Here is a 26,629-nt window from a genome sequence, read left to right on the forward strand (position 1 = left end):
TCTAACCCCAGGCATGCACCTGATTCTGTGCTGCCTCCAGACCGAGGCGAATCAGCAGCTCGGCGGCGTCTGCGCCCTGCTCGCACAGCAGCGGAACCTGATCGGTCTCCGCCTTGGCAAAGTTCTCCAGCACAAAGGCCGCCGGGTCCTTACGGCCGGGCGGGCGTCCGACGCCCAGCCGAACCCGTAGATAGTCCTTGGTGCCCAGCGACTGCGATACCGAGCGCAGCCCGTTGTGGCCGCCCTCGCCGCCGCCGAGCTTGAGTCGCACGGTGCCGAAATCCAGATCCAGCTCGTCGTGCATGACGATGACGTTCGCCGGCGGTACCGAAAAGAACTTGGCCAGCGCGGCGACCTGCGGGCCGGAGGTATTCATGAACGTGCGCGGCTTGGCCAGATTTACGGCCCGGCCGCCGAGGCGAATCGTTGTCGCCTCGGCGCCGGACTTCTTGTGCGGCTTGAAGGTTGCGCCGTCTTTGGCCGCCAACAGATCGGCGACCATGAATCCGAGATTGTGCCGTGTCTTGGCGTAGTTCGGCCCGGGATTGCCCAGGCCGACCACGAGCACGGCGTCGTCGGATAAAACCGGCACGGAGTGCTCCGCCTACTCTTCGGTGGAGCCCTCGGCGGCCTCGTCGGCGGGAGCCTCGGCACCCTCCTCGCCGGCGCCCTCGGACTCGAGGTCGGCTGCTGTCGGCGCGGTGACGACGTTGACGACGAGGGTCTCCGGGTCGGAGATCAGCGTGACGCCCTTGGGCAGTTCGATCGAACCGGCCGTGATCTGGGTACCGGCCTCGAGGCCCTCGACCGACACAGTGAGGCCTTCGGGGATCGACAGCGCCTCGGCCTCGATCTCCAGGGTGTTGGCGTCCTGAGTCACCAGGGTGCCGCTGGCGGCGTCGCCCTCGATGTGGACGGTGACCTCGACGGTGACCTTCTCGCCCTTGCGCACGACGAGCAGGTCGGCGTGTACCAGGTTGCGGCGGATCGGGTGGATCTCGATGGTCTTGGTGAGGGCCAGCTGCTCGCGTCCCTCGATGTTCAGGGTCAGGATCGCGTTGGTGCCCGAGTGGCGCAGTACGGCCGCGAAGTCGTGGGCGGGCAAGTTCAGGTGCTCGGGGGTGGTGCCGTGGCCGTAGAGAACGGCGGGAACCTGGCCGTCGCGGCGAGCGCGGCGGGAGGCGCCCTTGCCGGTGTCCGTGCGGACGGTCACATCGAGGTTGTTGCTGGTGGGGGTGTTCTTCTTGGACATTCGGTCAACTCCTTGCGGTCTCGTGAGGCACGGCGCAGGGAGGACATCGCAGGCATTCCAGAGGAAATCCATGATCCCGTCGATAACGGTGGGAGACCCACCCTCGCCGTGACAGCCTGCTCAGGGTAGCCGAGCGTGAACGCAAAAGGCCAATCAGCGCTGGTTAAAGCGGGAAAGAAACCCCGGTGAGCTGCTCGGACAGCCGCCAGAGGCCCTTGGCGGTCTCGGTGTCCTGCGCCCGACCGCTGCGGCCCACCCTCGTGGGGTAACCCTTGGCCTCGAACGGCCCGTCGGGCCCGATGTATGTGTCTCCCGGCAGGTCTTGGGAGGCGGCGTACAGCGTCGGGAGGGCGCCGTGCGCGGCATTCTGGGCGAAGAGGTTGCCGGTCTTCAACGCCAGTTCGAAGATCGGGTTCCCGCTGTGCGACTGCAGCTCGGTGGCGGCGACTCCGGGATGGACTGTCAGTGCGCGTACCGGTGATCCGGCTGCGCTCAGGCGGCGCTGTAACTCCTTGGTGAACAGCAGATTGGCCAGCTTCGAGGCGCCGTAGGCGCCCGCGCGGGTGTATCGGCGGCGCTCGTAGTTGAGGTCGGTCAGGTCGATTTTCCCGGCACGATGCGCGACGGACGACACCGCGATCACCCGGTCGGTGAGCTTGGGCAGTAGCAGGTTGGTGAGCGCGAACGCGCCGAGATGGTTTGTCCCGATTTGGCTTTCGAAGCCATCGACAGTTTTCGCCGGTGGCACCATCATGATGCCCGCGTTGTTCACCAGGATGTCGGCGCCCTCCACGGTGTCGGCGAAGGCGCGCACCGAAGCCAGATCTGCCACGTCGACCTGACGCACCTCGGTGCTTCCCTTGATCGAAGCCTGGGCGGCGTTGCCCTTCTCGGTGTTGCGCACCGCCATGATGACGTGCGCGCCCACACGTGCGAGCTCGCGCGCGGTCTCCAAGCCGAGTCCGCTATTGGCTCCGGTGATGATGACGGTGCGGCCCTCGAATGAGGGCAGCTTGGCGGCACTCCATGTGGCAGTTGACTTACTCACGGGAGCTGACCCTAACGGTCGGGGCCATCACCGTCGAGAGGCTGAGCGGCTTCAGCGCTTCGTGATCTTCAGGCCGCCGGTGAGCGCGGCGACATCCTGGGACAGCGCCGCGGACTGGGCCTCGGTGGTCGTCACGGTGAACTGCACCAGGTAGTGCAGCGGCCCATCGGGCACGATCACGTCCCGGTTCCAGGCGTGCACCCGCACACCCTGGTTCTCGTAGGTGCCTTCGATGGCAGCCGATGGGTATCCCTGGTAGTCGTCGAGGGACGAGGCGATCTTCTGAAAGTTCTGGGTGTTCTGCGCGTCGGCGAATCCATGTTCGGAGATGACCTTGCGGGCATCCAAGGGGCCGCCCAGTTTGATGAGATAGACCACCGCGCTGGGCGTTCGGCCCTGATCGGCACCGCTGGGCTTGTCGGCGATCAGATAGGCGGGGTCGAGTGCGCCCAGATTCTCCCAGCCCTGGGGTAGTGGTACGTCGACCCGCACATTAGCCGGGCTCTCCGGTGACACCGGGGTGACCGTGACGCCGACGCTGTGCAGGTACTCGTTCATCGACGCGGGCTTGGCGGGAGGTGCCGCCGATTCTGGCGTGCTGCTTGCGGAACCGGTGGGTTGCCCGGGGTTGTGACTCCCGCATCCGATCATCGCGAATGCGGCCACCGCTGCGGCCGCCAGCGCGGCGCTACGCATTCTGGCCGAGAAGTGCTGTCACCGAATCGTTCTCGAAGACCTCGCAGATGGTGCCGACCCTCGGTAGCACGCGGGGACCCCCTGCCGGCTGGACGGGCGGTGGTCCTTGCAGCGCTTTGGTCACGGAACCGACCCTATGGGTTGTCACGCCCGTTCGCCAGAATCGGTCGAACGACCCGCCGACGCTGGTGGGCAATTGGCGCAATGGTTTTGGATGTTGAAAAGCACACAGATTTTCATGTTCACATCCATGGAAACCCCTGTACCTTTACTGAATGCTACTTGTGAAACTTTCAAGAACACGAGCGGTTGCGCATCGTTTCTTGCCGGCGCTTGGTCTCGTCGTCTTCGGTGCTGTCGGACTGGGTTCCGCGGAGGCGACGGCGGTTGCCGATCCGCTTGCCCCCGCTGCCGTGATCTCGGATGCGCCCGTCAATCCGGGTGATCCCGGCGATGACGGTCCCGACTCGGATATCTCCGGTCCCGAGGACACCGATACCGACAATGTCGCACCACCGGCCCCCGCCAGCGGCACCGGGGCCGAATGCGAGAACGCGGGTACGGCGTGCGGCGGAGATGAGAGTGGAACCGTCCTGACGTCGGACAACGACGAGGTCTAAGCTCGATCGGTTCGGGGCAGGGCTAGGCGTTTCCGTCGAAAAGCCCTGTCACCGAACCGTTCTCGAAGACCTCGCGGATGGTGCTGGCCAGCAGCGGTGCGATCGACAGCACGGTCAGCTGCGGGAACCGCTTCTCCTCGCCGATCGGCAGGGTGTTGGTGACCAGCACTTCACGGGCGCCGCAGTTGGCCAGACGCTCGGCGGCGGGGTCGGAGAGCACGCCGTGAGTGGCGGCGATCACCACGTCCTTGGCGCCCGCCTCGTGCAGCAGGCCGACCGCACCGGCGATGGTGCCGCCGGTATCGATCATGTCGTCGGTGATGACACAGGTCTTGCCGGTCACGTCGCCAACGACGCGATTGGCCTTGACCTGATTGGGCACTCGCGGATCACGGGTCTTGTGGATGAAGGCCAGCGGCACCCCACCAAGGGAGTCGGCCCACTTCTCGGCAACGCGCACGCGGCCGGAGTCGGGGGATACCACCACGACATCTTCACCATTGCTCACGTAGTGCTCGGCGATGTAGCCGCACAGCAGTGACTGGGCGCGCATGTGGTCCACCGGTCCGTCGAAGAAGCCCTGGATCTGGTCGGTGTGCAGGTCGACGGTGACGATGCGGTCGGCGCCGGCGGTCTTGTACAGGTCGGCCACCAGGCGGGCCGAGATGGGCTCGCGACCGCGGTGCTTCTTGTCCTGGCGGGCATAGGGGTAGAACGGCAGGATCGCGGTGATGCGCTTGGCGCTGCCCCGCTTGAGGGCGTCGATCATGATGAGCTGTTCCATCAGCCAGGTGTTCAGCGGCGCCGGGTGCGATTGCAGGACGAACGCGTCGCAGCCGCGCACCGATTCCTCGAACCGCACGAAGATCTCGCCGTTGGCGAAATCGCGAGCGGTTTGCGCGGTCACCTGCACGTCGAGTTCCTTGGCGACCTGTTCGGCCAACTCGGGGTGTGCACGACCCGAGAACAGCATCAGATTCTTGCGGTTGTCCGTCCAGTCGGTGCTCACGGCGCAGCTAGTCCTCTTGGTTTGGGTCGTATCGTGGGCTTTGAATCGGGCGGATCGGGTACCGCCCGTCGGGGTAATGGTACGGACCTTTCCCGGAAGACCGGGAGGGGGTTGCCGGAATTTGAACGCGAGATGTCCAACCTGGGTTCCCGACGGTCAGGAACCCTTGGATGCTTCCTCGGCGGCCTTGGCCGCGTCCGAGCCCGGACGCTTCTGCGCCACCCAGCCTTCGATGTTGCGCTGGCGTCCGGCGGACACCGCCAGCGCGCCCGGCGGCACATCCTCGCGGATGACGGTCCCGGCGCCGGTGTAGGCGCCGTCGCCCACGGTGACCGGTGCCACGAACATGGTGTCCGAGCCGGTTTTCACGTGCGAGCCAATCACGGTGCGCCGCTTGGTCTCTCCGTCGTAGTTGACGAAGACGCTGGAGGCGCCGATGTTGCTGTGTTCGCCGATGTCGGCATCGCCCACGTACGTCAGATGCGGCACCTTGGTGCCCCGGCCCACCGTTGAGTTCTTCACCTCGACGAAGGCGCCGAGCTTGGCGCTTTCGCCGGTGACGGTGCCGGGCCGCAGATAGGTGAACGGTCCGATGACCGATCGTGCACCGATGGTGGAACCTTGACCGTGGGTGCGGATCACCGTCGCCGAGTCGCCGACGGTGACATCGATGAGGGTGGTGTCCGGGCCGATGTGGCAGTGGCCGCCGATCACGGTGGCCGAGTGCAGCTGGGTGCCGGGGGCGATGGTCGCGTCCTGGCCGATGTGGACGTCGACGTCGATCCAGGTGCTCGATGGGTCGATGATGGTGACGCCGTTGCGCTGATGGTGGCGGATGATCCGCCGGTTCAGTTCGGCACCGAGCTCGGAGAGCTGCACGCGATCGTTTACCCCGGCCACGAGTGCGCTGTCGTCAACATGATTGGCGTGCACCACTTTTCCGCTCTCGCGGATGATGGATACGGCATCGGTGAGGTAGAGCTCGTGCTGTGCGTTGTTTGAGCGCAGCCGCGAGAGGGCCGCGTGCAACGGCTCGATGTCGAAGGCGTACACCCCGGCGTTGACCTCGCCGATGGCGCGCTGACTCTCAGTGGCATCGGTCTGTTCGACGATCGCGATAACCTCGCGGTCCTGGGTGCGCAGGATGCGTCCGTAGCCGGTGGGATCGGTCAGTGTGGTGGTCAGCAGAGTGGCGGCGGCGGGCTCGCTGGTGTGGCTGCCGATCAGACCGGCCAGGGTGCCCCCGTCGAGCAGCGGGATGTCGCCCGAGGTGACGACGACGGTGCCCGCGAAACCCGCGGGCAGCGCCTGCAGGCCGCAGGCCACCGCATGTCCGGTGCCCAATTGCTGTTCCTGGACCGCGATCTCGATTCGCCTGCCGAGGGACTCGGCGAGGATGTCGACGGCGGTGGCGATCCGCTCGCGTTCGTGCCCCAGCACGATCACCAGATGCTCGGGATTCACGCTGGCTGCCGCGTATACGGCGTGTGCCAGCATGGAGCGGCCCCCGAGGGTATGCAGCACCTTGGGGATATCCGAGCACATGCGCGTGCCGGCGCCCGCGGCCAGCACGATTACGGCGGTCCCAGCGGTATTGCCTGGCATTTCCTACTCCCTACTGCTCCGTCGCCAGGACTCGAACCTGAACTATCTGAACCAAAATCAGAGGTGCTGCCGATTACACCACGACGGACTGTTACAGAATGAAGACTGTAGTCGACCACGGAGCAAGGCTTGTCCGGGCGACTCGGCAGGCTGGCGCGAGGCGCGTCGTAGGAAAGTGATGGCAGATGGCGGTACCTAGTAGGCCGGATGTCCCCGGGCGGACTCCGCGGGTCCGGATGGCTGGCTCCGAGCGTCGCCGTCAGCTGATCGATGTGGCACGGTCGCTCTTCGCCGAACGCGGGTATGAGGCAACCTCCATCGAGGAGATCGCTCAGCGCGCGGGGGTGTCCAAGCCGGTTGTGTACGAACATTTCGGCGGCAAGGAGGGGCTTTACGCCGTTGTGGTGGATCGCGAGATGTCGGTGTTGTTGGACGGCATCACCTCGTCGTTGACGAGTTATCGCTCGCGGGTCCGGCTCGAGCAGGTGGCGTTGGCGCTGCTGAGCTACATCGAAGAGCGCACCGACGGCTTCCGGATTCTGATTCGGGATTCGCCGCCCGGGGTCAGCTCGGGTACCTATTCGAGTCTGCTCAACGATGCGGTCAGCCAGGTGTCGAGCATCCTTGCGGGCGACTTCCAGCGCCGCGGTCTGGACGCCGAGATGGCGCCGCTGTACGCGCAGGCTCTCGTCGGGCAGGTGTCGATGACGGCCCAATGGTGGCTCGATGCCCGCGAGCCCAAAAAGGAAGTCGTTGCGGCCCATATCGTCAACCTGTGCTGGCATGGGTTGAAGCACCTGGAAGCCGATCCGCAGCTGCACGAGGAATGACGCCCCGCGCAGGAACATCTGCGCACTGCGGACCGTTCGACTTAACGGATGGTTCGTAAAGGTGGTGGTCGGTTGTGACCGGGTCTCGAGTGTTTGTTGGTGTGGCCGCTGTGCTGGCGCTCGGTGTCCTCGGCGCACCTCCCGCGGCGGCCGACAACTGCAGCGGACCGCTTACCGCGCGGGTGTGTGTGAAGCCGGGCAACGCCGAATTGCATTCCACGCCGAATCGGCAGTTCATCCCGGATGTGCCGCAAGCGTCGCCGTGGCTGGTGGTCGGCGGCACCGGCTCGGGCATCTGGCTTCCGTGACCGGACGCGCTGTCAACCCGAACCAGCGCGTGACATGCGTCGATCACCTAGAATTTAAGTTGTTGGGGTTGACCACAAGGTGAGGTGTTTGTCATGACGTCAGTAGTTGTGCGATGGGCTGTGGTTGGTGCCGCAGCAGCCGCGCTGGGCGCGTTGCCCGTGTCGCTGGCGCCGGTCGCCGGGGCGGAACCGCAGTGTGCCGACCCGGCCATGTGCCAGTCGGAGCCGGCCAACCCCGAGGATTGCAACGGTGGACCCGACGACATGGTGTGCACCCGTGCGGGGGACGCGGAACTGCATTCCTCGCCCAACCCCGCGGACATTCCCGAGGTGCCGCAAGCCGAGCAGCCGCCCTGGGTGGTTTTCGGTAATCCCGGCATGGGGCACTAGTCCCTCGTCGCCTGGCGTAACACCCCAGGTAGTTGCTTTCAGATCCTAATGAGTCTAATTTTGACTTGTTAGGAAATCTAAGCAGTTAAGGGGTGTTGTGCCATGCCTGGCCTTCGGTACGCCATGGCGGTGGTGACAGCGGGTCTGCTGGCGGCGGTTCCGGTTGTCCTTGATACGGGGGATGTGGGGGTTTCGGCGGCGCCTGCTCATGGCGGGCACGGTCATTGCGTGCAGCCTCGGACCGGTTCTGAGGTGTGTGTGACGCCGGGCGACGCGGAGCTGCGGTCCTGGCCCGATCCGGCCGATCTCCCAACCCCTCCCGACGTTCCGGTGCGCCCCGACAACTTGTGAGCCGGCTTGGCCGAAAAGCTGTGAACTCGCTGTGTGCCGTGCGCAAAGCGCCTAAAATCATGCCCCTGGGGCTGATTGATAGGCGAGGTGTTGGTCATGACGTCAACAGTGCCGAGGTGGGTGATCAGCGCCGCGTCCGCGGCCGCTCTGGTCGCGATGCCCGTCGTCCTGATTCCGGTGGCAGGAGCCGAGCAGCCGTGCGCGGATCCGGCCATGTGCCAGGCCCCGCCGACGCCGGCGCCGGTCCACGAGGATGCCGAACTGCACTCCAAACCCGATCCCAATGTCATACCGCAGGTGCCCCAGAGCGGGATGCCGCCGTGGCAGGCGATCAACGCTCCCGGCGAGGCGCGGAATCATCCCTGAACGCGAAGCGGGCTCGTGCAACGGTCCGTTGAGTGCCGCTGTGAATTCGCTGGGAAGTGGTGCCAGGCCACACAATCGGGCTTATCGTCGGCTCATGATGTTCGTCCTGATGCGCCGCGCCGCATTGCTGGTTGCTGTCGGCGTCACCGTCGGTACGCCGCTGGCACTTGGCGTGTCGCACGCGGATCCACCCTGTGCACCGGGTGCGGCCGCGTGTGCGTTGCCCACCGCGGTGGTGCCGCCGGCCGGAGCGCACGAGAAGTGCAGTGCGCCCAAACCGGGTGAGCAGGTCTGCTCCGAGCCCGGGGACGCCGAACTGCACTCCACCCCGACAGCCCACATTCCGGCGCCGCCGCTGACGGTCGCGCCGACCAAGGGCGGTGCCGCGCTCTAGACGGATGCGTGCGGTGGCTTCTACGGTGGGGTAATGCGCTTGTCGCTGACGCGCGCCGCGGTGTCGGTAGCGGTGACGGGCCTCGTGGTCGGAGGTTCGGTGGTGATCGGTGCCTCATACGCCGATCCGTGTGCACCGGGTGCGGCTACCTGCTCGTTGCCGACGACGTCGGAGGCGCCGCCGACGAGCGGCCGTCCTGCCTGCCGGGAACCCGCTCCCGGTCAGCAGGAGTGCTCGAAACCGGGAAATGCCGAGATCCACTCGACTCCCGATCCCGAGCATGAGGCCACACCGCCGCTGACGGTAGAACAGACCAAACCCATGCCCACCGCTCACTGGCCCTAGCGCGCGCCGCGGTCCCGCGAGAGCAGATCGGCAATCGTCTCGCGGCGTACCAGCTCGCGCACGCGTCCATCGCGTACGGCGACCACGGGCGGACGCCCGACCAGGTTGTAGGACGAGGCCATGCTGTGGTGGTACGCGCCGGTGCAGGCGACGGCAAGAACGTCGCCGGGGCGCACATCGGAGGGCAGACTGACATCCCGGGCGATCTCATCGCCGGATTCGCAGTGCCGCCCGGCCACCGTCACCAGCTGTGGCGGGGCGGACGGGTGGCGGTTGGCCAGCGCGACACTGTATTTCGCGCTATACAGGGAAACGCGGGGGTTGTCACTCATGCCACCGTCGACGGCGACGAAGGTGCGGCCACCGGGCTGGGTCTTGACCGATACCACCCGGTAGAGCGTGACGCCCGCGCGTGCGGAGATCGCGCGGCCGGGCTCGACGACCACACGCGGGCGCGGGAAGCGCTCGGCCGCGCAGGCGGCGTCCAGGGCGTCGTCGATGAAGTCGCGCAGCTCGGCGAGATCGAGTTCGGGGTCGCCCGAACGGTAGGGAACGCCGTGGCCGCCACCGATATTGAGCTCACCCAGGATCACGCCGTGCCTGGCCCGGATGTCGGCCATCGCCGCGATCATGCGGCGGATGGTCTCGCCGTACAGCGCACAGTCGGTGACCTGCGAGCCGATGTGGCAGTGCAGGCCCACCAGGTTCAGCAAGGGCTGATCCAGCACGCGGCGGGCAGCTTCGATGGCGTGGCCCTCATGCAGCGGGAAGCCGAACTTCTGATCCGTGACCCCCGTCGTCACCGCCGCATGTCCGTGGATGTCGATATCGGGGGTGACCCGCACCAGCACGCGCTGGCGCTTCGCGAGGCGGGTCGCCAGGAACATGATCTCGGTGTAGGAATCCACCACGATCCGGCCCACGCCCACGGCAGCCGCGTCACTGAGTTCATCGGGGGTCTTGGCATTGCCGTGCATGATGATTCGTTCCGGATCGAAACCGCCCGCGAGGGCGGTGGCCAGCTCGCCGGAGGAGCAGACATCCAGTGACAGGCCCTCTTGTGCCACCCAGCGCGCGATATCGGCCGTCAGCAGCGCCTTGCCGGCGTATGCGACCTCGATCTCGCGCAGGGTGCTGCGGTAGCGGCGGGCGCGATGACGGAAATCCTCCTCGTCGAGCACGTACGCGGGGGTGCGGAATTGGTCGGCGATCTCCGAGAGCGCCGTCTCTCCGACGCACATCCGGCCCTGCTCATCCAGGTGTGTGGTGACCGGCCACACGGCCGGGTCGACGCGTGGGCGAGCCACATTGTGTAAGGACGGCAGGAGGTCCAGAAGTGTCATGCATCCACCGTGCTCTCGTGGCGACCTGGTGCGGAGTTTCTTGACGTGGCCTTGACGGCGATGGGCCCGATTTTGTCGGGATCTGGGCGCCGTAGCCCTATGCGCCGACACGCCGTGTTTGGCGGCGCCGACTCGCAAAATGCATCAAAAACCGTAGTCTCGACGGCTCGAGCCCGCCCAGCAGCCGGCCCGGTGGCTGCCGATAGAATGGGTGCACCATGACTGCGACTACCCCGCCTCTCGCCGGGGTGATCCGGACAGCCTTGCGGGATCCCGCATTCGATGTTCTTGCTCCGGCTATCGCCGCCAAGACCGGCCTCGATCTGACCGCTCCGACATGTGCACGCGCATTTGTCGTGACGGGTATGGCCGATGCGAGCGATGCGCCCGTCTTGGTTGTGACGGCCACCACCCGCGAGGCGCAAGATCTCACCGCCGAGCTACGCGACGTGTACGGCGACGCGGTGACGCTGCTGCCGTCCTGGGAGACGCTCCCGCATGAGCGATTGTCACCCGGGGTGGACACGGTGGGCGCGCGGCTGCAGGTGCTGCACCGGTTGGCCCATCCGGAGGATTCGCGTATGGGGGTACCGCTGCGCGTGGTGATCACCACCGTGCGCTCGCTGCTACAGCCGATGTCTCCCGAGCTGTTCGACCTGGAGCCGGTGGAGCTGGCCGTCGGGGCCGAGCTGGAGTTCGACGGGGTGATCGCGCGTTTGGTCGAGCTCGCGTACACGCGGGTGGATATGGTGGCTGGCCGCGGTGAGTTCGCGGTGCGCGGTGGCATTCTCGACGTGTTCAGTCCCACTGCCGACCATCCGGTGCGCGTCGAGTTCTGGGGCGACGAGGTCAGCGAGATGCGCTATTTCTCCGTCGCCGACCAGCGTTCGATCCCGGAGCTGCAGGTCGACTCCGTGCTCGCTATGCCCTGTCGCGAACTGCTCCTCACCGACCAGGTGCGGGCCCGGGCGGCCGAGCTGGCCTCCGCCGCCGGAGTTTCCGGTAGCGAGGAGGGGCACCGGCTCGGCGCCGGGGTGGGGGAGATGCTCGCCAAACTGGCAGACGGAATCTGTGTCGACGGGATGGAATCGCTTCTGCCCGTGCTGCATTCGGGTAAGCTCACTATGCTGGTCGACCATCTGCCAGACCATGCGCCAGTTCTGGTCTGTGACCCCGAGAAGGTTCGGACGCGCGCGGCGGACCTGGAACGCACCGGCCGGGAGTTCCTGGAGGCGTCGTGGTCGGTTGCCGCGATCGGTTCGGATGCGCCGATCGATGTTGAAGCACTGGCAGATTCGGGATTCCGCGAACTCGACGACGTCAAGCACGCGGCCGGTGAGGCCGGATATCCGTGGTGGTCGCTGAGCCCGTTGGGCATGGACAACGATCAGGCGATCGGGCTGGCGGTGCGGCCGTCGCCCTCCGCGCGTGGCCATAAGGAGGGCGCGGCGGAGATCTTCGCGATGCTGCGTGCCCATGTGATGACCGGCGGGCGGGCAGCGGTGGTCGCCGCCGGAGCCGGAACCACACACCGGATCATCGAACAGTTGGCGGAAACCGAAACTCCCGCAACGCTGTTGGAGCCGGGTGCGGAACCCGCCGAGGGCGTGGTCGGAGTGCTGCGCGGTCACCTCACCGACGGTGTCGTGCTCACCGGGGCGAACATCGTCATCGTCACCGAGACGGATCTGACCGGTAGCCGGGTCGCGGCCACCGACGGTAAGCGGCTGCCGGCCAAGCGCCGCAACCAGGTTGATCCGCTGGCGCTTTCCGCGGGTGACCTGGTGGTGCACGATCAGCACGGTATCGGGCGATTCGTGGAGATGGTGGAACGCACGGTCGGCGGAGCCCGCCGGGAGTACTTGGTGCTGGAGTATGCCTCCGGCAAGCGCGGCGCCGCGGCCGGTGGGCAGAGCGACCGCCTGTACGTGCCGATGGATTCCCTGGATCAGCTGTCCCGGTATGTGGGTGGTGAATCGCCCGGCCTGAGTCGGCTGGGCGGTAGCGACTGGACCAACACGAAGACCAAGGCGCGCAAGGCGGTTCGTGAGATCGCGGGCGAACTCGTTGCACTGTATGCGGCGCGCCAGGCCGCGCCCGGACATGCCTTCGCTCCGGACACCCCATGGCAGCGCGAGATGGAAGACGCGTTCGGATTCGTCGAGACCGTCGATCAGCTGACCGCCATCACCGAAGTGAAATCGGATATGGAAAAACCGGTCCCGATGGACCGCGTGGTGTGCGGCGATGTGGGTTACGGCAAGACCGAAATCGCGGTGCGTGCGGCGTTCAAGGCCGTCCAGGACGGTAAGCAGGTGGCGGTGCTGGTGCCCACCACGCTGCTCGCCGACCAGCATCTGCAGACGTTCACCAATCGCACCGCCGGCTTTCCGGTGAAGGTGGCGGGCCTGTCGCGGTTCACCGATCCGTTGACCTCGAAGCTGGTCGTCGAGGGAATGGCCGACGGTTCGGTCGACATCGTCATCGGCACGCACCGGCTACTGCAGACCGGCGTGCGGTGGAAAGACCTCGGCCTGGTGATCGTCGACGAGGAACAGCGGTTCGGCGTGGAGCACAAGGAGCACATCAAGGCGCTGCGCACCCATGTGGACGTGCTCACCATGAGCGCGACCCCGATTCCACGCACCCTGGAGATGAGCCTGGCCGGTATCCGCGAGATGTCGACCATCTTGACCCCGCCCGAGGAGCGTTATCCGGTGCTCACCTATGTGGGCCCGCACGACGACAAGCAGGTGGCAGCGGCGCTTCGTCGTGAGTTGTTGCGCGATGGCCAGGCGTTCTACGTGCATAACCGGGTAAGCACCATCGACAAGGCCGCCGCGCGCATACGCGACCTCGTTCCGGAGGCCAGAGTCGTTGTCGCACATGGCCAGATGCCGGAAGAGATGCTGGAGCGCACCGTACAGGGATTCTGGAACCGGGAATACGACATCCTGGTGTGTACCACCATCATCGAGACGGGGCTGGACATCTCCAACGCCAACACCCTGATCGTGGAGCGGGCCGACATCTTCGGTCTGTCCCAGCTACACCAGCTGCGTGGTCGTGTCGGCCGCAGCCGCGAACGCGGGTACGCCTATTTCTTGTATTCACCCGAGGTGCCGCTCACCGAGACCGCGTACGACAGGCTTTCCACGATCGCGCAGAACAACGATCTGGGTGCCGGCATGGCGGTGGCCATGAAAGACCTGGAAATCCGTGGCGCCGGCAATGTGCTCGGTGTCGAGCAATCCGGGCACGTCGCCGGGGTGGGTTTCGATCTGTACGTGCGTCTCGTCGGCGAGGCCGTCGAGGCGTATCGCGCTGCCGCCGACGGGAAGACGGTGCTGACCGCCGAGGAGCCCAAGGAGGTGCGCATCGATCTTCCGGTCGACGCGCATCTGCCCACCGACTACATCGGCAGCGATCGGCTGCGGCTCGAGGCATACCGTCGGCTGGCGGCTGCCGCGGACGCCGCACAGATCAATGCCGCGGTCGAGGAGCTCGCCGACCGCTATGGACCGCTGCCGCTGCCCGTGCAGCGGCTGGTCGCGGTCGCTTCGCTGCGTTTACTGTGCCGCGAGATGGGAATCACCGATCTTTCCGTGGTCGGTACCAATATTCGGATACAACCGTTGCCACTTCTTGATTCGGCGCAGCTGAGGCTGAAGCGTTTGCATCCGGCCGCGCAATATCGCGCGACGACTTCCGTTGTGCAGGTGCCCATCCCGCGTGCCGGTGACGGCGGTGTGGGTTCGGACCGGATTCGGGACCTAGAGCTTGTGCACATGATCGCCGAGCTGTTGGTCGCGTTGTCCGGGCGCCCGGCGGGCAGTGTTGATATAACACCACTGGAGGTGAGCAAATGACCGTCATACTCGTCGACCCACGCCATCCGTCGATGGTTCCGGTCGAGGCGGTCGCGTTGCTCGCCGGTGATCTGCAGTACACGGAGGAACTGCCGGTGCGGCTGGCGTGGTCGCTGTCGACGGCGCGCCCGGTGTACATCGGCGAGGACGCTCCCGCCCTGTTGTCCTCGGATCCAGACCATCCGGAGGTGCGCGCGCGGGTCAAGGCGGGCGCCGCGGTCATCGCACCGCCGGCACGGCAAGGTGAAAAGCTCATCGACGCGGTAGCGGTGATGGACAGGCTGCGGACGAACGGGCCGTGGGAGAGCACTCAGACGCACGATTCGTTGCGTCGGTATCTGCTCGAGGAGACCTACGAGCTTTTTGATGCCGTGCGCACCGGGGACGCCGACGAGCTTCGTGAGGAATTGGGCGATGTATTGCTACAGGTGCTCTTTCACGCGCGTATCGCCGAGGACGCCCCGGAGCACCCGTTCAATATCGACGATGTGGCCGAGACGCTGCTGAGCAAACTGGGCAACCGCATCCCGGTCCTGCTCGGTGCCGGTGGTGATTCCGCCTCGATCTCACTGGAAGAGCAATTGGCGCAGTGGGAAGAACGCAAGGCCGAGGAGAAGAAAGACCGGGACTCCTGCCTGGATGGCATATCCAGTAGTCAACCCGCGCTTGCGCTTACTCAGAAGGTGCTGGGCAGGGTGACGGCCGCGGGTCTGCCCGCGGAGCTGATTCCCGCACAACTGTTGTCGGTGCGCATCGACCCCGACGGTGACGCCGAAAACCAGCTCCGTGCCGATGCTTTGGAATTCATGGACACCGTGCGGCGCGCCGAGAAGGACATCCTGCGGGGACGTCGCGGCGACGACGTGGCCTCTGAGCTGGATGTCAGCGATCTGCGCGAGGTGAGCACGGAGGAATGGCGCGCGCACTGGCGGCAGGCCCCCGCAGACCCCGCGGCGGCCACGGAGACGGATCTCACCGCTGAAGAGCAGCAGCCTGACGTGCATGACGACGAGGAAGCCGCGGATTCCGGCCGGCCGAAGAGTGCCTAGCTCCGGTATCTGTAGCTAAATTCACGGCGGACGGGACTTTATGCCCGTCGTGTCGGGACCATTGCCCGTGAGGGTATTTGCACTGCGTATTAGGGGTGCCATACCTTATCTGCGTGGTCTTGTCAGACGCGATTCCCAACTTGCTCATCGGCCTGCGCGAGGGGCTTGAAGCCGGACTGGTGGTGAGCATTTTGCTTGCCGCCGTCCATCGATCCGCGCTGGCGGAGCAGGGCCGTCGCGTCACTGCTCCGATATGGCTGGGTGTGCTCGGCGCTCTCACGGTGTCCGCCAGCTTCGCGGCAGTACTCAACTCCACCACCAGTTCCCTGAGCGCCATCGGCCAGGACGTGGTGGGCGGGTTGCTCAGCATCCTGGCGGTCGGACTCGTCACCGCGATGATCTTCTGGATGTCGCGCACCGCGGCCAACCTGTCGGGTGAACTGTCCGGAAAGGTAGAGCATGCCCTGGTCCTCGGCGCGGGGGCACTCGCGCTGACCGCGTTCCTCGCGGTTGCCCGCGAGGGCCTGGAGACCACCCTGTTCTTCTGGACCGCGGCCAAGGCGGCCGGCGAGACCACTGGCCCGGTGGTCGGTGGCGCCCTCGGTCTGGCCATTGCCGTGGTGCTGTGCTGGCTGCTGTACCGGCGCGCGGTTCGCCTGAATCTCAGGGTGTTCTTCACTCGGACCGCCATCGTCCTGATCGTGATCGCCGCGGGCATCCTGGCCTACGGTGTGGGGGATCTGCAGACCGCGGGCTGGCTGCCCGGACACTCCTGGTACGCCTTCGATCTGAGCCCACGGATATCCGCGGACTCCTGGTGGGTAACCATCATCACCGGCATCACACAGCTCACGCCCAGGATGACGGTGCTTCAGGTGCTGGCCTGGGTCGGATACCTGGTCATGGTCATTCCGGCGTTCATGAGGGTCTCGCGGATGGCGCCCTCACCCGCCGGGCCTGAGGAGGACCAGGCGCCATCGGCCTTTGCGCGCCTGATCGGCCAGCGTCCCGTCGCTGTCGCGGCTGCCATTGTGGTGGTGCCCGCGCTGTTGGCCGCGGCCGTTATCGCGATCTTGCCCGCGGCCAACCACGATGCCGGCGCCCAGGTGACGGTGACCGCCGAGGGCTGTGCCGATGACTGGAAATCGGCACGGTCCGGCTTGCAGACGTTCACCGTGATGAACAGGTCAGGCAAGACGGGGGAGATCAATCTCGTCGATACCAATAACGCGGTCGTTGCCGAGATCGAGACTCTGGGCCCATCCACGAGCGCTACTATGACGGCCGCGTTGTCGAATGGAACCTACAAATTCGTGTGCCTCATGGCCGGTGAGCCCGCCAAATACTCTGCGGCTCAACAAGTCAGTGGCGATTCGGTCCCCGGCGCTCCGCAACCGGTGGTGCGTGTGACCGACGAAGATCTCGCGGTGCCGATGGCGGCATACCAGCGGTACGCCGATGGCTTGCTGGGTGTTCTCGGTGGTCAGGTCCGGGCCGTGCGCAACGACCTGGGGTCCGGCAACATCGAGGCCGCCAAGAAGGATTGGGTGCCGGCGATTTTGACCTGGAACCGGATTGGCGCCGCCTACGGCAGTTTCAAGGACTACGGAGACGCCATTGCCGGGCTGCCCCACGGGCTGCCCGACGGGGTCGACGATCCCGATTTCAAAGGCTTGCGCCGCCTGGAATATGGGTTGTGGCATGGTCAGTCGGCGTCCACGCTGACTCCGGTCGCGGACGAGCTGGGGGCCACCATCGATACGTTGCGTGCCAACCTGTCGGATGTGATGACCGATCCGGCCGACCAGACCAAGCGTCCTCACGAAATCCTGGAGGACACCTTGCGTTTCCAGCTCATGGGCTTCACTGATCAGGGCGCGGGTACCGAATACCCGGAAGCGGCAGCGGCCGTCGATGCCACCCGGGCGGTGCTCGAGCAGTTCGCGCCGCTGGTCACCGCTCGTGCGCCGAAGCTGTTGGGGGAAAGCATGTCCCGGCTTGACGTGCTGGACGCCGCGCTCAAGGCCACGCAACGGGATGGCCGCTGGCGCCCTCTCGCGCAGGTGCCGCTGCGCCAGCGACAGTCGGTAAACGCGGCGCTCGGCAATGCGGTCGAGAAGCTTGCCTCGGTACCGCTGCTCATCGAACTTCCGCCGAGCCGTTGACCAAGGAGTCGCGCAATATGGATGTCAATCGCAGGAACTTCCTTCGTGGTGCCGCCGTCGGAGCCGCGGGTACCGCGATCACGGGTGCGGCGCTCGTCAAGGGTGCCGAGGTCGATGCGAACGCGGCAGCGGTGGCTGTCCCGCCCAGCCGGTATCCGTTCCATGGGGTGCACCAATCCGGGATTCTGGTTCCGCCCCCGGCCGAAAAGCAGAACTTCGCCTGTCACGTGGCCTTCGATGTGATCTCGAAGGACAAGGACGCGGTGGTGGCCGCCTTCAAGACGCTCACCGCCCGTGCGCGGTTCCTATGCGATGGTGGCACCCCGCCGGACTTGGGCATCGGTGAGCCCCCCGCCGACAGTGCGGTACTGGGCCCGGTGGTCGAATCGGATGGATTGACGGTGACGGTCGCCGTTGGTTCGAGCCTGTTCGACCGGCGGTTCGGGCTCGCGGATCGCAAACCCGCCAAGTTGAAGCCCATGACGGTGTTTCCCAACGACTTTCCCGAGGCGGCCTGGTCGCACGGGGATCTGTTGGTACAGCTGTGCGCCCACAACCCGGACACGGTGCATCACGCATTGCGGGATATCACCCGCGCCGTCCGGGGTGATCTACAAATGCGTTGGCGCATAGAGGGATACAACTCGCCGCCGCGCCCGTCCGGGACGGGCCGCAACCTGTTGGGGTTCAAGGACGGTACCGCCAACCCGGTATCCGATGACGCCGAGAAGCTGGTATGGACCGGCGACGGTGAACCCGCCTGGACCGCGGGGGGCACCTACATGGTGGTGCGCTTGATCCGCATGATGGTCGAGTTCTGGGACCGTGTCTCCATCAACGAGCAGGAGCGCATGTTCGGCCGCCGCCGCGACAGCGGTGCGCCGCTGGACGGCAACAACGAGTTCGATACGCCCAACTATGCCGCCGACGCGGACGGCAAGACGATTCCGCTCGACGCGCACATCCGGCTGGCCAATCCGCGCACCGGCGACACCGACAACCAGCGGCTGGTGCGCCGCTCCTACAACTACGACCTGGGCGTGGATGCGAACGGCAACATGCAGTCAGGCCACGTCTTCGTCTGCTACCAACAGGATCTGGAGCGTCAGTTCGAGACGGTGCAGAACCGTCTCAACGACGAGCCACTCATTGATTACGTGCAGCCGTTCGGGGGCGGCTACTTCTTTGCGCTGCCCGGTATCGCTGATGAAAAGGACTGGTACGGCAGGGCTCTACTCGGCTAGCACCATCAGCCGAAAAGCGCCTGGCCCCAGTACTCCTTGGGTCCCAGGCCCGGTGGGCAGGCAAAGATGGCCGAACCGGTGTGCAGGATGTATTCGTTGAGCGCATCCTCGGTGGCGAGCTTGCGCTGCATCGGGATGAACTGGGTCTGCGGATTGCGCACGAAGGCGATGAAGAACAGCCCGGCGTCCAGATGTCCGAAGCCGTCCGATCCGTCGGTGAAGTTGTAACCGCGGCGCAGGATTTCGATTCCGCCCAGTTCCTCCGCCGAGGCCAGCCGCACATGTGAATCCACATCGAGCAGCGGTTCCCCATCCGGCTTTTTGCCGGTGAAATCGAGGGCCGCGAACTCGTCGGCCTGACCGATGGGCGCGCCGGACCCCTTGGCGCGCCCGATGACCCGTTCTTGCTCGGTGAGCACCGTGCGATCCCAACTCTCGATCAGCATCCGGATGCGCCGCGCCACCAGGTAGGTGCCGCCGGCCATCCATGCGGGATCGTCACCCTTGGCCACCCAGACACTGGAGTCCACCTTGGCGGTGTCCTCGGCCTTGATGTTGCGGGTTCCGTCCTTGAATCCGAACAGATTTCGTGGCGTCACCTGCGATCGACTGGTCGATGAGGTGCGCCCGAATCCCAGCTGTGACCACTTGACCGCGACCGTGCCGAAGCCCACCCGAGCCAGATTGCGGATGGCGTGCACCGCGACCTGCGGGTCGTCGGCGCAGGCCTGGATGCAGATATCACCGCCGCAGCGGGCCGGATCCAGCTTCTCGTTGCGGAACTTGGGCAGTTCCTGCAGTGGTGGGGGCAGTTTGTCGGCGATACCGAATCGGTCCACCCCGTCCTTGCGGAAGAAAGAGGGGCCGAAGCCGATCGTCAGGGTTAGCGCCGAGGCAGCCAGGTCCAATGCTTCGCCGGTGTCCGTGGGCGGCGAATAGGGATTGCCGTCCACCGCACCGCCGGATGTGGTCTCCTCGCCCCGAGTCATCCGATCGGCCATCTCGGTCCACTGGCGCAGCATGGCCTGTACCTCGCCGCGGGTCGCGTTGGGCATGACATCGAAGGCGCAGAAGTGCATCCGGTCCTGCGCCGGGGTCACGATCCCGGCCTGATGGTCGCCGCGGAACGGGACCTTGACGTTGACCGGTCCGGTGCTGGCCGCGCTCGCGCGACCACCCAACACCCCCGCCCCGGCGGCTCCGGCGACGGCGGCGGTGACTCCTGCCGCGCCCAGCAGCTTGCGGCGGTTGAGCCCCGTGCTCACGCTGGGCTCTCTGCGTGCACGCCGCTCATCGTCCGGCGATGACACCTTGTACCTCGCTGACCTCCTTGGACAACGCGTCAATGGCATGTGCCAATTCGATGCGCTGATCTTGAGTCACCGTGTCGTAGAAGACGAATCCATCGCCCTTGCGGTACTTGCCCAGGAGGGCGTCGACTTCCTTGAAGCGCTTGTCGATCGCTTGTCCCAGTTCAGGCTTGCGTTCATCGAGAATCGGCCGCACGGTCGCGACGGCGTTCTGTGAGCCGTCGAGGTTGGCCTGGAAGTCCCACAGGTCGGTGTGGCTGAAGGTCTCTTCCTCGCCCGAGATCTTCGTCCTGGCCACCTCGTCGAGCAGAGTCTGCGCGCCACCGGCGATCTTGGTGGTGTTGATGTCGAAATCCTTGGCCCGCACTCCGTCCGAGAGTTCCTTGATGTCCTTGAGCAGCTGATCGGCGATCGCATTGGTGTCCGGCTGTAGGCCGGTCACCCACAGGTCCTTCTCCAGTCGGTGATAGCCGGTCCATTTCTCGCCGGGCTGAAGATCGGCCTCGCGCAAGTCGATTCGTGGGTCGAGATCGTTCGGGAAGGCTTCGGCCACCGGCTCGATCCGTTCGTAGTACACGCGGCTGGTCGGGTACTGAGCCTTGGCGGAGGCGATGTCCTTGGCTTTGACCGCGGCCACGAACTTGGCTGCGGCCTCGCTCAGGGCGTCGACCTGGCTGATCACGTAGCCGCGGTAGCGGTCGGTGGCGTCCTTGAACTTGCCTTCGGCGTCCAGTTTCACCGCGGCTCCGGTGATCGTGAGGTCGCCGCGGATGCCGTCGCCGATCATGCCTGGCTTGCAGGCGGTCTGGTATGTGCCGGGTTCGGTGAACTGCACGATGAGCTTGCGGCTGATGCCCGAGCCGATGTTTTCGACCTCGCCGAGGGCACGGTCGCCCTTGTCGTAGACGTAGAACTCGGTCACCTTCGAGCCATTGTTGGTCACGTTGAAAGTGACTGGGCCCGTGGTTCCCTCGGTCTTGGACAGCTGGCAGCTGGAGTCGGTCGCGGTGACCGTGATCTCCTGGCCACCGCCCGCGGCACCGCCCTGGGCAGGCTCCTTGGGAGTGCATCCGGCCAGCGTGGTGCCGGCGGCCACCGCAAGTGCGGCACCAACATAGGCAAGTGACGGTTTCATCCAGCGGTCCTCTCGGGTTGGGCTTGGGGAGTATTGGCCTTGGGCGCGACGGCCACCGGGCGCAGGAACAGGCCGAGCACGAGCACCAGATAGATGATCCAGCCCGCCAGCTGTAGCACCGTCGGGGTCGGGGTCACGTTGAAGATTCCGCGCAGCAGTTCCCCGTACCACGCGCTCCAGTCGAACCAGTCGGTGATGTCAAAGGCCTTCTGTGACAGGCCTGGCAGCCATCCGACTGTCTGTAGAGCGCCGATGCCATAGGAGAGGATCCCGGCGGCGACAATCACCAGGAAGGCGCCCGTGTACTTGAAGAACTTGCCCAGGTTGATCTTGATCGCACCGCGGTACATGCCATAGGACAACGCCGCGGCGACAGCGACTCCGGTGACCAGTCCTGCCAGGGGCCAGGCGGTTTCGGCCTTGGCGTAGCCCACCATGAAGAGTGCGGTCTCCACGCCTTCGCGTCCGACGGACAAAAAGGCCACGGTCAGGACGGCGAGTGCGCCGGCCTCGAGCGCCTGGGCCATGCCGTGGCGTAGGTCCCCGGCGATGCTGGCCGCCGCGGTGCGCATCCACAGCACCATGGTGGTGACGATGGCGACCGCGACCAGCGAGGCCACTCCGGCAATGGCTTCCGCGCCCAGATCGCTGATGGTGTTGCTGCCAAGATGGATCGTCAGGAAGATGATCAGTGTCATCGCGACGGCACCGGCCACACCGAGCCACACCCAGCGCAGCGCATCGCGACGGTTGGACTTCACCAGGAACGCGACCAGGATCATCACGACGATCCCGCATTCGAGTCCTTCGCGCAGTCCGATGAGACCGCTACTGAAGTATTGCGAGAAGCTTGTCGGCCCGTCGGCTAGGACGCCGATACTGCGCATGTCCAGGGTCCTTTTCCTCCATTGGACTTTGGCTAGCCAACGCTTGCCAAGGTGCGGCTGACCTTACCTGAAACAGGGGCGGGAGAGCAGCGGCTGCGCGGGCAAGTGGCCAGCTCATGCGACGATGGAGGGCAATCCATCGCACCGTCTAGGAGTTCTGTCGTGTCGTCCGTCGCTGTGCGCTCCCTCCCGGCGCGCTTTGGACGAATCATGCTCGTCGTCTCCATCTCGGTGTTTCTGCTGGCAGCAGGCTGTTCCTGGCAGTTGGGCGGCCGCAATCCGCTGCCGCAAGGCGTGCCGCCGCCCGCAGGTGATCCGGTGCCCGACATCGCGACGCCGCCCGCACACATCCAGGGCCGCCCGGCCGATCAGCTCCGTGAGTGGTCGACACCACGCGCGGAGAAGACGGGAATTCCCGTCATCGCGCTGGAGGCCTACGCCTACGCGGCCAAGGTTGCCGAGCGGGAGAACCCGCGCTGCAAGATCGCGTGGACCACACTGGCCGGAATCGGCACCGTCGAGAGCCACAACGGCACGTATCACGGGGCCGAACTGCAACCCAACGGCGACGCACTGCCGCCGATTCGCGGCGTGCGGCTGGACGGGTCCAACGGAAACCTGCGGCTCCCGGACACCGACAAAGGTGTGCTAGACGGCGACGCGAACCAGGACCGGGCGATGGGTCCCATGCAGTTCATTCCCGAAACCTGGCGTATCTACGGCGTGCGCGCGGCCGGCGACGGCGAGCCCAGCCCCGACAACATCGATGACGCGGCGCTGTCGGCCGCTGGCTACCTGTGTTCGCGCGGCGGTGACCTGAGCACCACCGACGGGTGGATCAAGGCGCTGTGGGCCTACAACATGTCGGACGTGTACGCCGAACAGGTACGGGACTGGGCAACGGCCTACGCCAAGGGTGCGACGCTGTAGCACTAGTCTGTTACCCGACCACCGGAGCACCCCCCGAAGGAGAGACAGTGCCGATTCTTGAGCAGGTAGGCGCCCGCGAGATCCTCGACTCACGCGGCAACCCGACCGTCGAGGTCGAGGTCGCCTTGACCGATGGCACGTTCGCACGGGCGGCCGTCCCCTCCGGTGCTTCCACCGGCGAGCATGAGGCCGTTGAGCTGCGCGACGGCGATGCCCGGTACGGCGGCAAGGGTGTCACCAAGGCCGTCAACGCCGTGCTGGACGAGATCGCCCCGGCCATCATCGGCGAGAGCGCCGACGATCAGCGCCTCATCGATCAGGCCCTACTGGACCTGGATGGCACTCCGGACAAGTCACGGCTGGGTGCCAACGCCATCTTGGGTGTCTCGCTGGCCGTGGCCAAGGCCGCTGCCGATTCGGCCGGGCTGGCCCTGTTCCGCTACCTGGGCGGGCCGAACGCACACATCCTGCCGGTGCCGATGATGAACATCCTCAACGGTGGCGCGCATGCTGATACCGGGGTGGATGTGCAGGAGTTCATGGTGGCGCCGATCGGTGCCCCGAGCTTCAAGGAGTCCCTGCGGTGGGGCACCGAGGTCTACCACTCGCTGAAGTCGGTGCTCAAGAAGCAGGGCCTGTCCACCGGCCTGGGCGACGAGGGCGGGTTTGCCCCCGACGTCGCCGGGACGCGGGCCGCGCTGGACCTGATCAGCACCGCCATCGAGGCGACCGGCCTCAAGCTGGGCGCGGATGTGGCGCTGGCGCTGGATGTCGCCGCCACCGAGTTCTACAGCGCCGCAGACGGTTACAGCTTTGAGAAGGAGAAGCGCACCGCCGAGCAGATGGGTGCGTTCTACGCCGAGCTGCTCGACGCTTACCCGCTGGTGTCCATCGAGGACCCGCTGTCGGAGGACGACTGGGACGGCTGGGTCGCGCTCACCACGGCGATCGGCGACCGCGTGCAGTTGGTGGGCGACGATCTGTTTGTCACCAATCCGGAGCGCCTGGAAGAAGGCATTGAGCGGGGTGCGGCGAATGCCTTGCTGGTCAAGGTGAACCAGATCGGCACGCTCACCGAGACGTTGGACGCGGTGACGCTGGCGCACAGCAGTGGCTACAAGACCATGATGAGCCACCGCAGTGGCGAGACCGAAGACACCACCATCGCCGACCTGGCGGTCGCGGTGGGCAGCGGTCAGATCAAGACCGGCGCTCCGGCGCGTAGCGAGCGAGTGGCCAAGTACAACCAGTTGCTGCGTATCGAGGAAACGCTCGGGGACGCTGCCCGTTTCGCGGGAGACCTTGCCTTTCCCCGTTTTTCGATCGAGCCCGCCAACTAGCCGGTTCTGCTGAGGCCGATCCATGGCGGATTCGAAGCGCCGCCCCGCGTCCGGTAGGTCGCGGGGGCCGGCCCCGGCTGCGCGTAAGCGGACGCCGGTCAAGCGTCCGGTGCAGAAGGTTGTCCGGGGGCCTGCCCGTAGCGGCCCCGCGGCGCCGGCCAAGGCGACCAAGTCCGGCGGGGCCTCCAGCGCGGTGGCCGCCTCGATCGAACGCAGTGCCGAGCATCAATCCGAACAGCGCCTCGGTTCTACCGCGCGGCGCGCGGCCATCTTGGCGGCGGTGGTGTGTGCCTTGACCTTGACCGTTGCCGGTCCGGTACGCACCTACTTCTCCCAGCAGGCCGAGAAGAGTCAGCTGGCCGCGGCGGAGGCCCAACTGCGCGACCAGATTTCCTCCCTCGAGGACAAGAAGCGCCGGCTGGCCGATCCGGCCTATATCGCGGCCCAGGCGCGTGAGCGGCTGGGTTTCGTGATGCCCGGTGAGGTGCCGTTCCAGGTGCAGCTGCCGAACACCCCCGTCGACGTCAAGCCGCAGGGCCAGGGGCCGGTGGACACCGGCAATCCCTGGTACACCAACCTGTGGCACAACATCGCCGACTCGCCGACTGTCGTCCCGACCCCACCGCCCGCCGTTCCGCCCGCACCCCCGGCGCCGCACCCGTGATCTCAGACGACGATATCGCGGCGGTCACAGCGCAATTGGGCCGCGCGCCGCGAGGAATGCTGGAGGTCTCGTACCGTTGTCCCAACGGTGAGCCCGCCGTCGTGAAGACGGCACCGCGGCTACCCGACGGCACGCCGTTCCCCACGCTCTATTACCTGACGCATCCAGCGCTCACGGCTGCGGCCAGCCGGCTGGAGTCGGGCGGCCTGATGCGTGAAATGACCGAACGCCTTGCCGTGGACGAGGAATTGGCGGCCGCCTATCGGCGGGCGCACGAGAGCTACCTCGCCGAGCGTGATGCCATCGAACCGCTCGGAACCACCGTCACCGCAGGTGGCATGCCCGACAGGGTCAAGTGCCTGCACGTGTTGATCGGGCACTCGCTGGCCGTGGGCCCGGGGGTGAACCCGTTGGGCGACGAGGCGATTCGTGAGCTGGCGGGCACCATGCCCGGTGTGCTTCCCGAGGCCTGGGAGTGACGCGGGTTGCCGCCGTCGATTGCGGTACCAACTCGATTCGTCTGCTGGTCTCGGATATCGACGACTCCGGGCGGCTGACCGATGTGCACCGCGAGATGCGGATTGTGCGCCTCGGTCAGGGTGTGGACGCGACAGGGGAGTTCGCGCCGGAGGCCATCGAGCGCACCCGGGCGGCACTGGCCGCGTACACCCAGCTGATGACATCGCTGGGGGTAGAGCGGGTCCGCATGGTCGCCACGTCCGCCGCGCGTGATGTCTCCAACCGTGACGTATTTTTCGCGATGACTGCCGAGCTGCTCGGGGCGGTGATTCCGGGCGCCATCGCGGAGGTCATCACCGGCACCGAGGAGGCGGCGCTGTCCTTCGCCGGCGCGGTGGGGGAGCTGGATCCGGCGGCGGCACCCTTCGTGGTGGTCGATCTGGGCGGTGGGTCCACCGAAACGGTGATCGGTGACAGTAGCGGCGTCGAGGCCAGTTTTTCGGCCGATATCGGTTGCGTACGCCTCACGGAACGGTGTCTGCATTCGGATCCCCCCGTCGCCGACGAGATCGCGGCGGCACGCGAGGCGGTCCGTGCACAGTTGGCGCGGACCTTCGAGGTGGTGCCGGTGCGGACGGCACACACCTGGGTGGGGGTGGCGGGCACCTTCACCACCTTGGCGGCGCTGGCACACCGGCTCGACGTGTACGACCCTGCCGCGATCCATCTCTCGCGAGTGCCGCTAAGCCGTCTGGCCGAAGTGACGTCTTCGTTGATCGCGATGCCCCGAGCGCAGCGGGCAGCTCTCGGGCCCATGCACGAGGGCCGTGTCGATGTCATCGGGGGCGGCTCCATCGTCGTGGAGGAATTGGCGCGCGAGTTGTCTGAGCGTGCGGGGATTACCGAGCTGGTGGTCAGTGAGCACGACATCCTCGACGGCATCGCGATATCTTTGCGGTAGCTCGCCCGATTCCACCCCTTGTGAGCTGAGTCACAGTTGACATTCTTCATGCTCCACGA

28 protein-coding genes and 1 tRNA gene are annotated in these 26,629 nt (G+C 66.1%); 17 read left to right on the top strand and 12 right to left on the bottom strand.

The window, feature by feature from the left end; translation table 11 throughout:
* Position 1: 1 nt before the first annotated feature.
* The 5 genes from pth to MAB_RS25295 all read right to left on the bottom strand — a co-directional run bounded on the left by pth (position 2) and on the right by MAB_RS25295 (position 3,120).
* Positions 2–592: an aminoacyl-tRNA hydrolase gene (gene pth, locus MAB_RS05940; RefSeq protein WP_005059133.1), complete on the bottom strand. Its 591-nt coding sequence runs from the start codon at positions 590–592 to the stop codon at positions 2–4.
* 12 nt (positions 593–604) lie between these two features.
* Positions 605–1,252 (bottom strand): 50S ribosomal protein L25/general stress protein Ctc, encoded by a 648-nt coding sequence (locus MAB_RS05945; RefSeq protein WP_005092871.1) that lies wholly within the window; start codon positions 1,250–1,252, stop codon positions 605–607.
* Positions 1,253–1,415: 163 nt separating this feature from the next.
* Positions 1,416–2,300, bottom strand: a complete 885-nt coding sequence (locus tag MAB_RS05950; RefSeq protein WP_005109967.1) for an oxidoreductase — start codon at positions 2,298–2,300, stop codon at positions 1,416–1,418.
* Between the two features lie 51 nt (positions 2,301–2,351).
* Positions 2,352–2,996: an LpqN/LpqT family lipoprotein gene (locus tag MAB_RS05955; protein ID WP_005084181.1), complete on the bottom strand. Its 645-nt coding sequence runs from the start codon at positions 2,994–2,996 to the stop codon at positions 2,352–2,354.
* The gene (locus MAB_RS25295) at positions 2,989–3,120 is read right to left on the bottom strand and encodes a hypothetical protein (RefSeq protein ID WP_005092874.1); all 132 of its coding nucleotides are present in this window, start codon (positions 3,118–3,120) and stop codon (positions 2,989–2,991) included. Before MAB_RS25295 ends, MAB_RS05955 begins: the two co-directional genes overlap by 8 nt.
* A 151-nt stretch (positions 3,121–3,271) precedes the next feature.
* Between MAB_RS25295 and MAB_RS05960 the strand changes: the two genes are divergently transcribed.
* Entirely contained in the window at positions 3,272–3,616 is a 345-nt protein-coding gene (locus tag MAB_RS05960; protein WP_005084183.1) for a hypothetical protein, read from the top strand.
* Positions 3,617–3,638: 22 nt separating this feature from the next.
* On the opposite strand, the gene MAB_RS05965 is transcribed toward MAB_RS05960, so the two are convergent.
* The 3 genes from MAB_RS05965 to MAB_RS05975 form a co-directional block, all read right to left on the bottom strand.
* Positions 3,639–4,625 (bottom strand): ribose-phosphate diphosphokinase, encoded by a 987-nt coding sequence (locus MAB_RS05965; RefSeq protein ID WP_005059141.1) that lies wholly within the window; start codon positions 4,623–4,625, stop codon positions 3,639–3,641.
* A 156-nt stretch (positions 4,626–4,781) separates the two neighbouring features.
* The gene (gene glmU, locus MAB_RS05970; protein ID WP_005084184.1) at positions 4,782–6,230 is read right to left on the bottom strand and encodes a bifunctional UDP-N-acetylglucosamine diphosphorylase/glucosamine-1-phosphate N-acetyltransferase GlmU; all 1,449 of its coding nucleotides are present in this window, start codon (positions 6,228–6,230) and stop codon (positions 4,782–4,784) included.
* Between the two features lie 16 nt (positions 6,231–6,246).
* A tRNA-Gln gene (locus MAB_RS05975) sits at positions 6,247–6,318 on the bottom strand.
* Positions 6,319–6,466: 148 nt separating this feature from the next.
* Here MAB_RS05975 and MAB_RS05980 point away from each other — a divergent pair.
* The 7 genes from MAB_RS05980 to MAB_RS06010 all read left to right on the top strand — a co-directional run bounded on the left by MAB_RS05980 (position 6,467) and on the right by MAB_RS06010 (position 9,214).
* Complete coding sequence (locus tag MAB_RS05980) at positions 6,467–7,060, top strand: TetR/AcrR family transcriptional regulator (RefSeq protein WP_005084186.1); 594 nt, start codon at positions 6,467–6,469, stop codon at positions 7,058–7,060.
* Positions 7,061–7,134: 74 nt separating this feature from the next.
* Entirely contained in the window at positions 7,135–7,368 is a 234-nt protein-coding gene (locus MAB_RS05985) for a hypothetical protein (protein ID WP_005109971.1), read from the top strand.
* 93 nt (positions 7,369–7,461) lie between these two features.
* Entirely contained in the window at positions 7,462–7,758 is a 297-nt protein-coding gene (locus MAB_RS05990; RefSeq protein ID WP_005090863.1) for a hypothetical protein, read from the top strand.
* A gap of 102 nt (positions 7,759–7,860) precedes the next feature.
* On the top strand, positions 7,861–8,109 hold the full coding sequence (locus MAB_RS05995) for a hypothetical protein (protein WP_005122107.1): 249 nt from the start codon (positions 7,861–7,863) through the stop codon (positions 8,107–8,109).
* A 96-nt stretch (positions 8,110–8,205) separates the two neighbouring features.
* Positions 8,206–8,475: a hypothetical protein gene (locus tag MAB_RS06000; protein ID WP_005109974.1), complete on the top strand. Its 270-nt coding sequence runs from the start codon at positions 8,206–8,208 to the stop codon at positions 8,473–8,475.
* Between the two features lie 94 nt (positions 8,476–8,569).
* Positions 8,570–8,869 (top strand): hypothetical protein, encoded by a 300-nt coding sequence (locus MAB_RS06005; RefSeq protein ID WP_005066452.1) that lies wholly within the window; start codon positions 8,570–8,572, stop codon positions 8,867–8,869.
* 33 nt (positions 8,870–8,902) lie between these two features.
* Positions 8,903–9,214 (top strand): hypothetical protein, encoded by a 312-nt coding sequence (locus tag MAB_RS06010; protein ID WP_005084192.1) that lies wholly within the window; start codon positions 8,903–8,905, stop codon positions 9,212–9,214.
* Here MAB_RS06010 and lysA read toward each other — a convergent pair.
* Entirely contained in the window at positions 9,211–10,557 is a 1,347-nt protein-coding gene (gene lysA, locus MAB_RS06015; RefSeq protein ID WP_005109975.1) for a diaminopimelate decarboxylase, read from the bottom strand. The genes MAB_RS06010 and lysA overlap by 4 nt on opposite strands.
* 218 nt (positions 10,558–10,775) lie before the next feature.
* On the opposite strand from lysA, the gene mfd reads away from it, so the two are divergent.
* The 4 genes from mfd to efeB (MAB_RS06035) all read left to right on the top strand — a co-directional run bounded on the left by mfd (position 10,776) and on the right by efeB (MAB_RS06035) (position 18,884).
* Complete coding sequence (gene mfd / locus MAB_RS06020) at positions 10,776–14,426, top strand: transcription-repair coupling factor (RefSeq protein ID WP_005109976.1); 3,651 nt, start codon at positions 10,776–10,778, stop codon at positions 14,424–14,426.
* On the top strand, positions 14,423–15,475 hold the full coding sequence (locus MAB_RS06025) for a nucleoside triphosphate pyrophosphohydrolase (RefSeq protein WP_005109977.1): 1,053 nt from the start codon (positions 14,423–14,425) through the stop codon (positions 15,473–15,475). The genes mfd and MAB_RS06025 overlap by 4 nt, the downstream gene beginning before the upstream one ends.
* A 113-nt stretch (positions 15,476–15,588) precedes the next feature.
* Positions 15,589–17,640 carry an iron uptake transporter permease EfeU gene (gene efeU / locus MAB_RS06030; RefSeq protein WP_005109978.1) on the top strand — a complete coding sequence of 684 codons (2,052 nt, stop codon included), beginning with the start codon at positions 15,589–15,591 and terminating at the stop codon, positions 17,638–17,640.
* A 17-nt stretch (positions 17,641–17,657) separates the two neighbouring features.
* Positions 17,658–18,884 carry an iron uptake transporter deferrochelatase/peroxidase subunit gene (gene efeB / locus MAB_RS06035; RefSeq protein ID WP_005109979.1) on the top strand — a complete coding sequence of 409 codons (1,227 nt, stop codon included), beginning with the start codon at positions 17,658–17,660 and terminating at the stop codon, positions 18,882–18,884.
* 5 nt (positions 18,885–18,889) lie between these two features.
* Here efeB (MAB_RS06035) and efeB (MAB_RS06040) read toward each other — a convergent pair whose 3' ends face one another.
* The 3 genes from efeB (MAB_RS06040) to efeU (MAB_RS06050) are packed head-to-tail and all read right to left on the bottom strand — an operon-like array spanning position 18,890 to position 22,216.
* Positions 18,890–20,149, bottom strand: a complete 1,260-nt coding sequence (efeB, locus tag MAB_RS06040; RefSeq protein ID WP_005073925.1) for an iron uptake transporter deferrochelatase/peroxidase subunit — start codon at positions 20,147–20,149, stop codon at positions 18,890–18,892.
* Between the two features lie 25 nt (positions 20,150–20,174).
* Positions 20,175–21,329, bottom strand: coding sequence for an iron uptake system protein EfeO (gene efeO, locus MAB_RS06045; protein WP_005090880.1), 1,155 nt, complete (start codon positions 21,327–21,329; stop codon positions 20,175–20,177).
* Entirely contained in the window at positions 21,326–22,216 is an 891-nt protein-coding gene (efeU, locus tag MAB_RS06050; protein WP_005084203.1) for an iron uptake transporter permease EfeU, read from the bottom strand. Before efeU (MAB_RS06050) ends, efeO begins: the two co-directional genes overlap by 4 nt.
* Positions 22,217–22,426: 210 nt before the next feature.
* Here efeU (MAB_RS06050) and MAB_RS06055 point away from each other — a divergent pair, with 210 nt between their 5' ends.
* The 5 genes from MAB_RS06055 (at position 22,427) to MAB_RS06075 (ending at position 26,570) form a co-directional block, all read left to right on the top strand.
* Positions 22,427–23,146 (top strand): lytic transglycosylase domain-containing protein, encoded by a 720-nt coding sequence (locus MAB_RS06055; protein WP_005066466.1) that lies wholly within the window; start codon positions 22,427–22,429, stop codon positions 23,144–23,146.
* A 47-nt stretch (positions 23,147–23,193) separates the two neighbouring features.
* The gene (eno, locus tag MAB_RS06060) at positions 23,194–24,486 is read left to right on the top strand and encodes a phosphopyruvate hydratase (RefSeq protein WP_005084206.1); all 1,293 of its coding nucleotides are present in this window, start codon (positions 23,194–23,196) and stop codon (positions 24,484–24,486) included.
* Between the two features lie 109 nt (positions 24,487–24,595).
* Positions 24,596–25,150: an FtsB family cell division protein gene (locus tag MAB_RS06065; protein ID WP_005066469.1), complete on the top strand. Its 555-nt coding sequence runs from the start codon at positions 24,596–24,598 to the stop codon at positions 25,148–25,150.
* Complete coding sequence (locus MAB_RS06070) at positions 25,147–25,629, top strand: DUF501 domain-containing protein (RefSeq protein ID WP_005109980.1); 483 nt, start codon at positions 25,147–25,149, stop codon at positions 25,627–25,629. The genes MAB_RS06065 and MAB_RS06070 overlap by 4 nt, the downstream gene beginning before the upstream one ends.
* Positions 25,626–26,570: a Ppx/GppA phosphatase family protein gene (locus MAB_RS06075; RefSeq protein WP_005109982.1), complete on the top strand. Its 945-nt coding sequence runs from the start codon at positions 25,626–25,628 to the stop codon at positions 26,568–26,570. Before MAB_RS06070 ends, MAB_RS06075 begins: the two co-directional genes overlap by 4 nt.
* Positions 26,571–26,629 lie beyond the last annotated feature (59 nt).

This window comes from Mycobacteroides abscessus ATCC 19977, from assembly GCF_000069185.1.
Taxonomy (GTDB): domain Bacteria; phylum Actinomycetota; class Actinomycetes; order Mycobacteriales; family Mycobacteriaceae; genus Mycobacterium; species Mycobacterium abscessus.

Excerpts from the sequence above, each read along its gene's own strand:
- MAB_RS05945 (WP_005092871.1), bottom strand. The coding sequence starts at position 1,252 with ATGTCCAAGAAGAACACCCCCACCAGCAACAACCTCGATGTGACCGTC.
- MAB_RS05955 (WP_005084181.1), bottom strand. The coding sequence starts at position 2,996 with ATGCGTAGCGCCGCGCTGGCGGCCGCAGCGGTGGCCGCATTCGCGATG.
- MAB_RS05960 (WP_005084183.1), top strand. The coding sequence starts at position 3,272 with ATGCTACTTGTGAAACTTTCAAGAACACGAGCGGTTGCGCATCGTTTC.
- glmU (WP_005084184.1), bottom strand. The coding sequence starts at position 6,230 with ATGCCAGGCAATACCGCTGGGACCGCCGTAATCGTGCTGGCCGCGGGC.
- MAB_RS05980 (WP_005084186.1), top strand. The coding sequence starts at position 6,467 with ATGGCTGGCTCCGAGCGTCGCCGTCAGCTGATCGATGTGGCACGGTCG.
- MAB_RS05990 (WP_005090863.1), top strand. The coding sequence starts at position 7,462 with ATGACGTCAGTAGTTGTGCGATGGGCTGTGGTTGGTGCCGCAGCAGCC.
- MAB_RS05995 (WP_005122107.1), top strand. The coding sequence starts at position 7,861 with ATGCCTGGCCTTCGGTACGCCATGGCGGTGGTGACAGCGGGTCTGCTG.
- MAB_RS06000 (WP_005109974.1), top strand. The coding sequence starts at position 8,206 with ATGACGTCAACAGTGCCGAGGTGGGTGATCAGCGCCGCGTCCGCGGCC.
- MAB_RS06005 (WP_005066452.1), top strand. The coding sequence starts at position 8,570 with ATGATGTTCGTCCTGATGCGCCGCGCCGCATTGCTGGTTGCTGTCGGC.
- MAB_RS06010 (WP_005084192.1), top strand. The coding sequence starts at position 8,903 with ATGCGCTTGTCGCTGACGCGCGCCGCGGTGTCGGTAGCGGTGACGGGC.
- lysA (WP_005109975.1), bottom strand. The coding sequence starts at position 10,557 with ATGACACTTCTGGACCTCCTGCCGTCCTTACACAATGTGGCTCGCCCA.
- mfd (WP_005109976.1), top strand. The coding sequence starts at position 10,776 with ATGACTGCGACTACCCCGCCTCTCGCCGGGGTGATCCGGACAGCCTTG.
- MAB_RS06025 (WP_005109977.1), top strand. The coding sequence starts at position 14,423 with ATGACCGTCATACTCGTCGACCCACGCCATCCGTCGATGGTTCCGGTC.
- efeB (WP_005109979.1), top strand. The coding sequence starts at position 17,658 with ATGGATGTCAATCGCAGGAACTTCCTTCGTGGTGCCGCCGTCGGAGCC.
- efeO (WP_005090880.1), bottom strand. The coding sequence starts at position 21,329 with ATGAAACCGTCACTTGCCTATGTTGGTGCCGCACTTGCGGTGGCCGCC.
- efeU (WP_005084203.1), bottom strand. The coding sequence starts at position 22,216 with ATGCGCAGTATCGGCGTCCTAGCCGACGGGCCGACAAGCTTCTCGCAA.
- MAB_RS06055 (WP_005066466.1), top strand. The coding sequence starts at position 22,427 with ATGCTCGTCGTCTCCATCTCGGTGTTTCTGCTGGCAGCAGGCTGTTCC.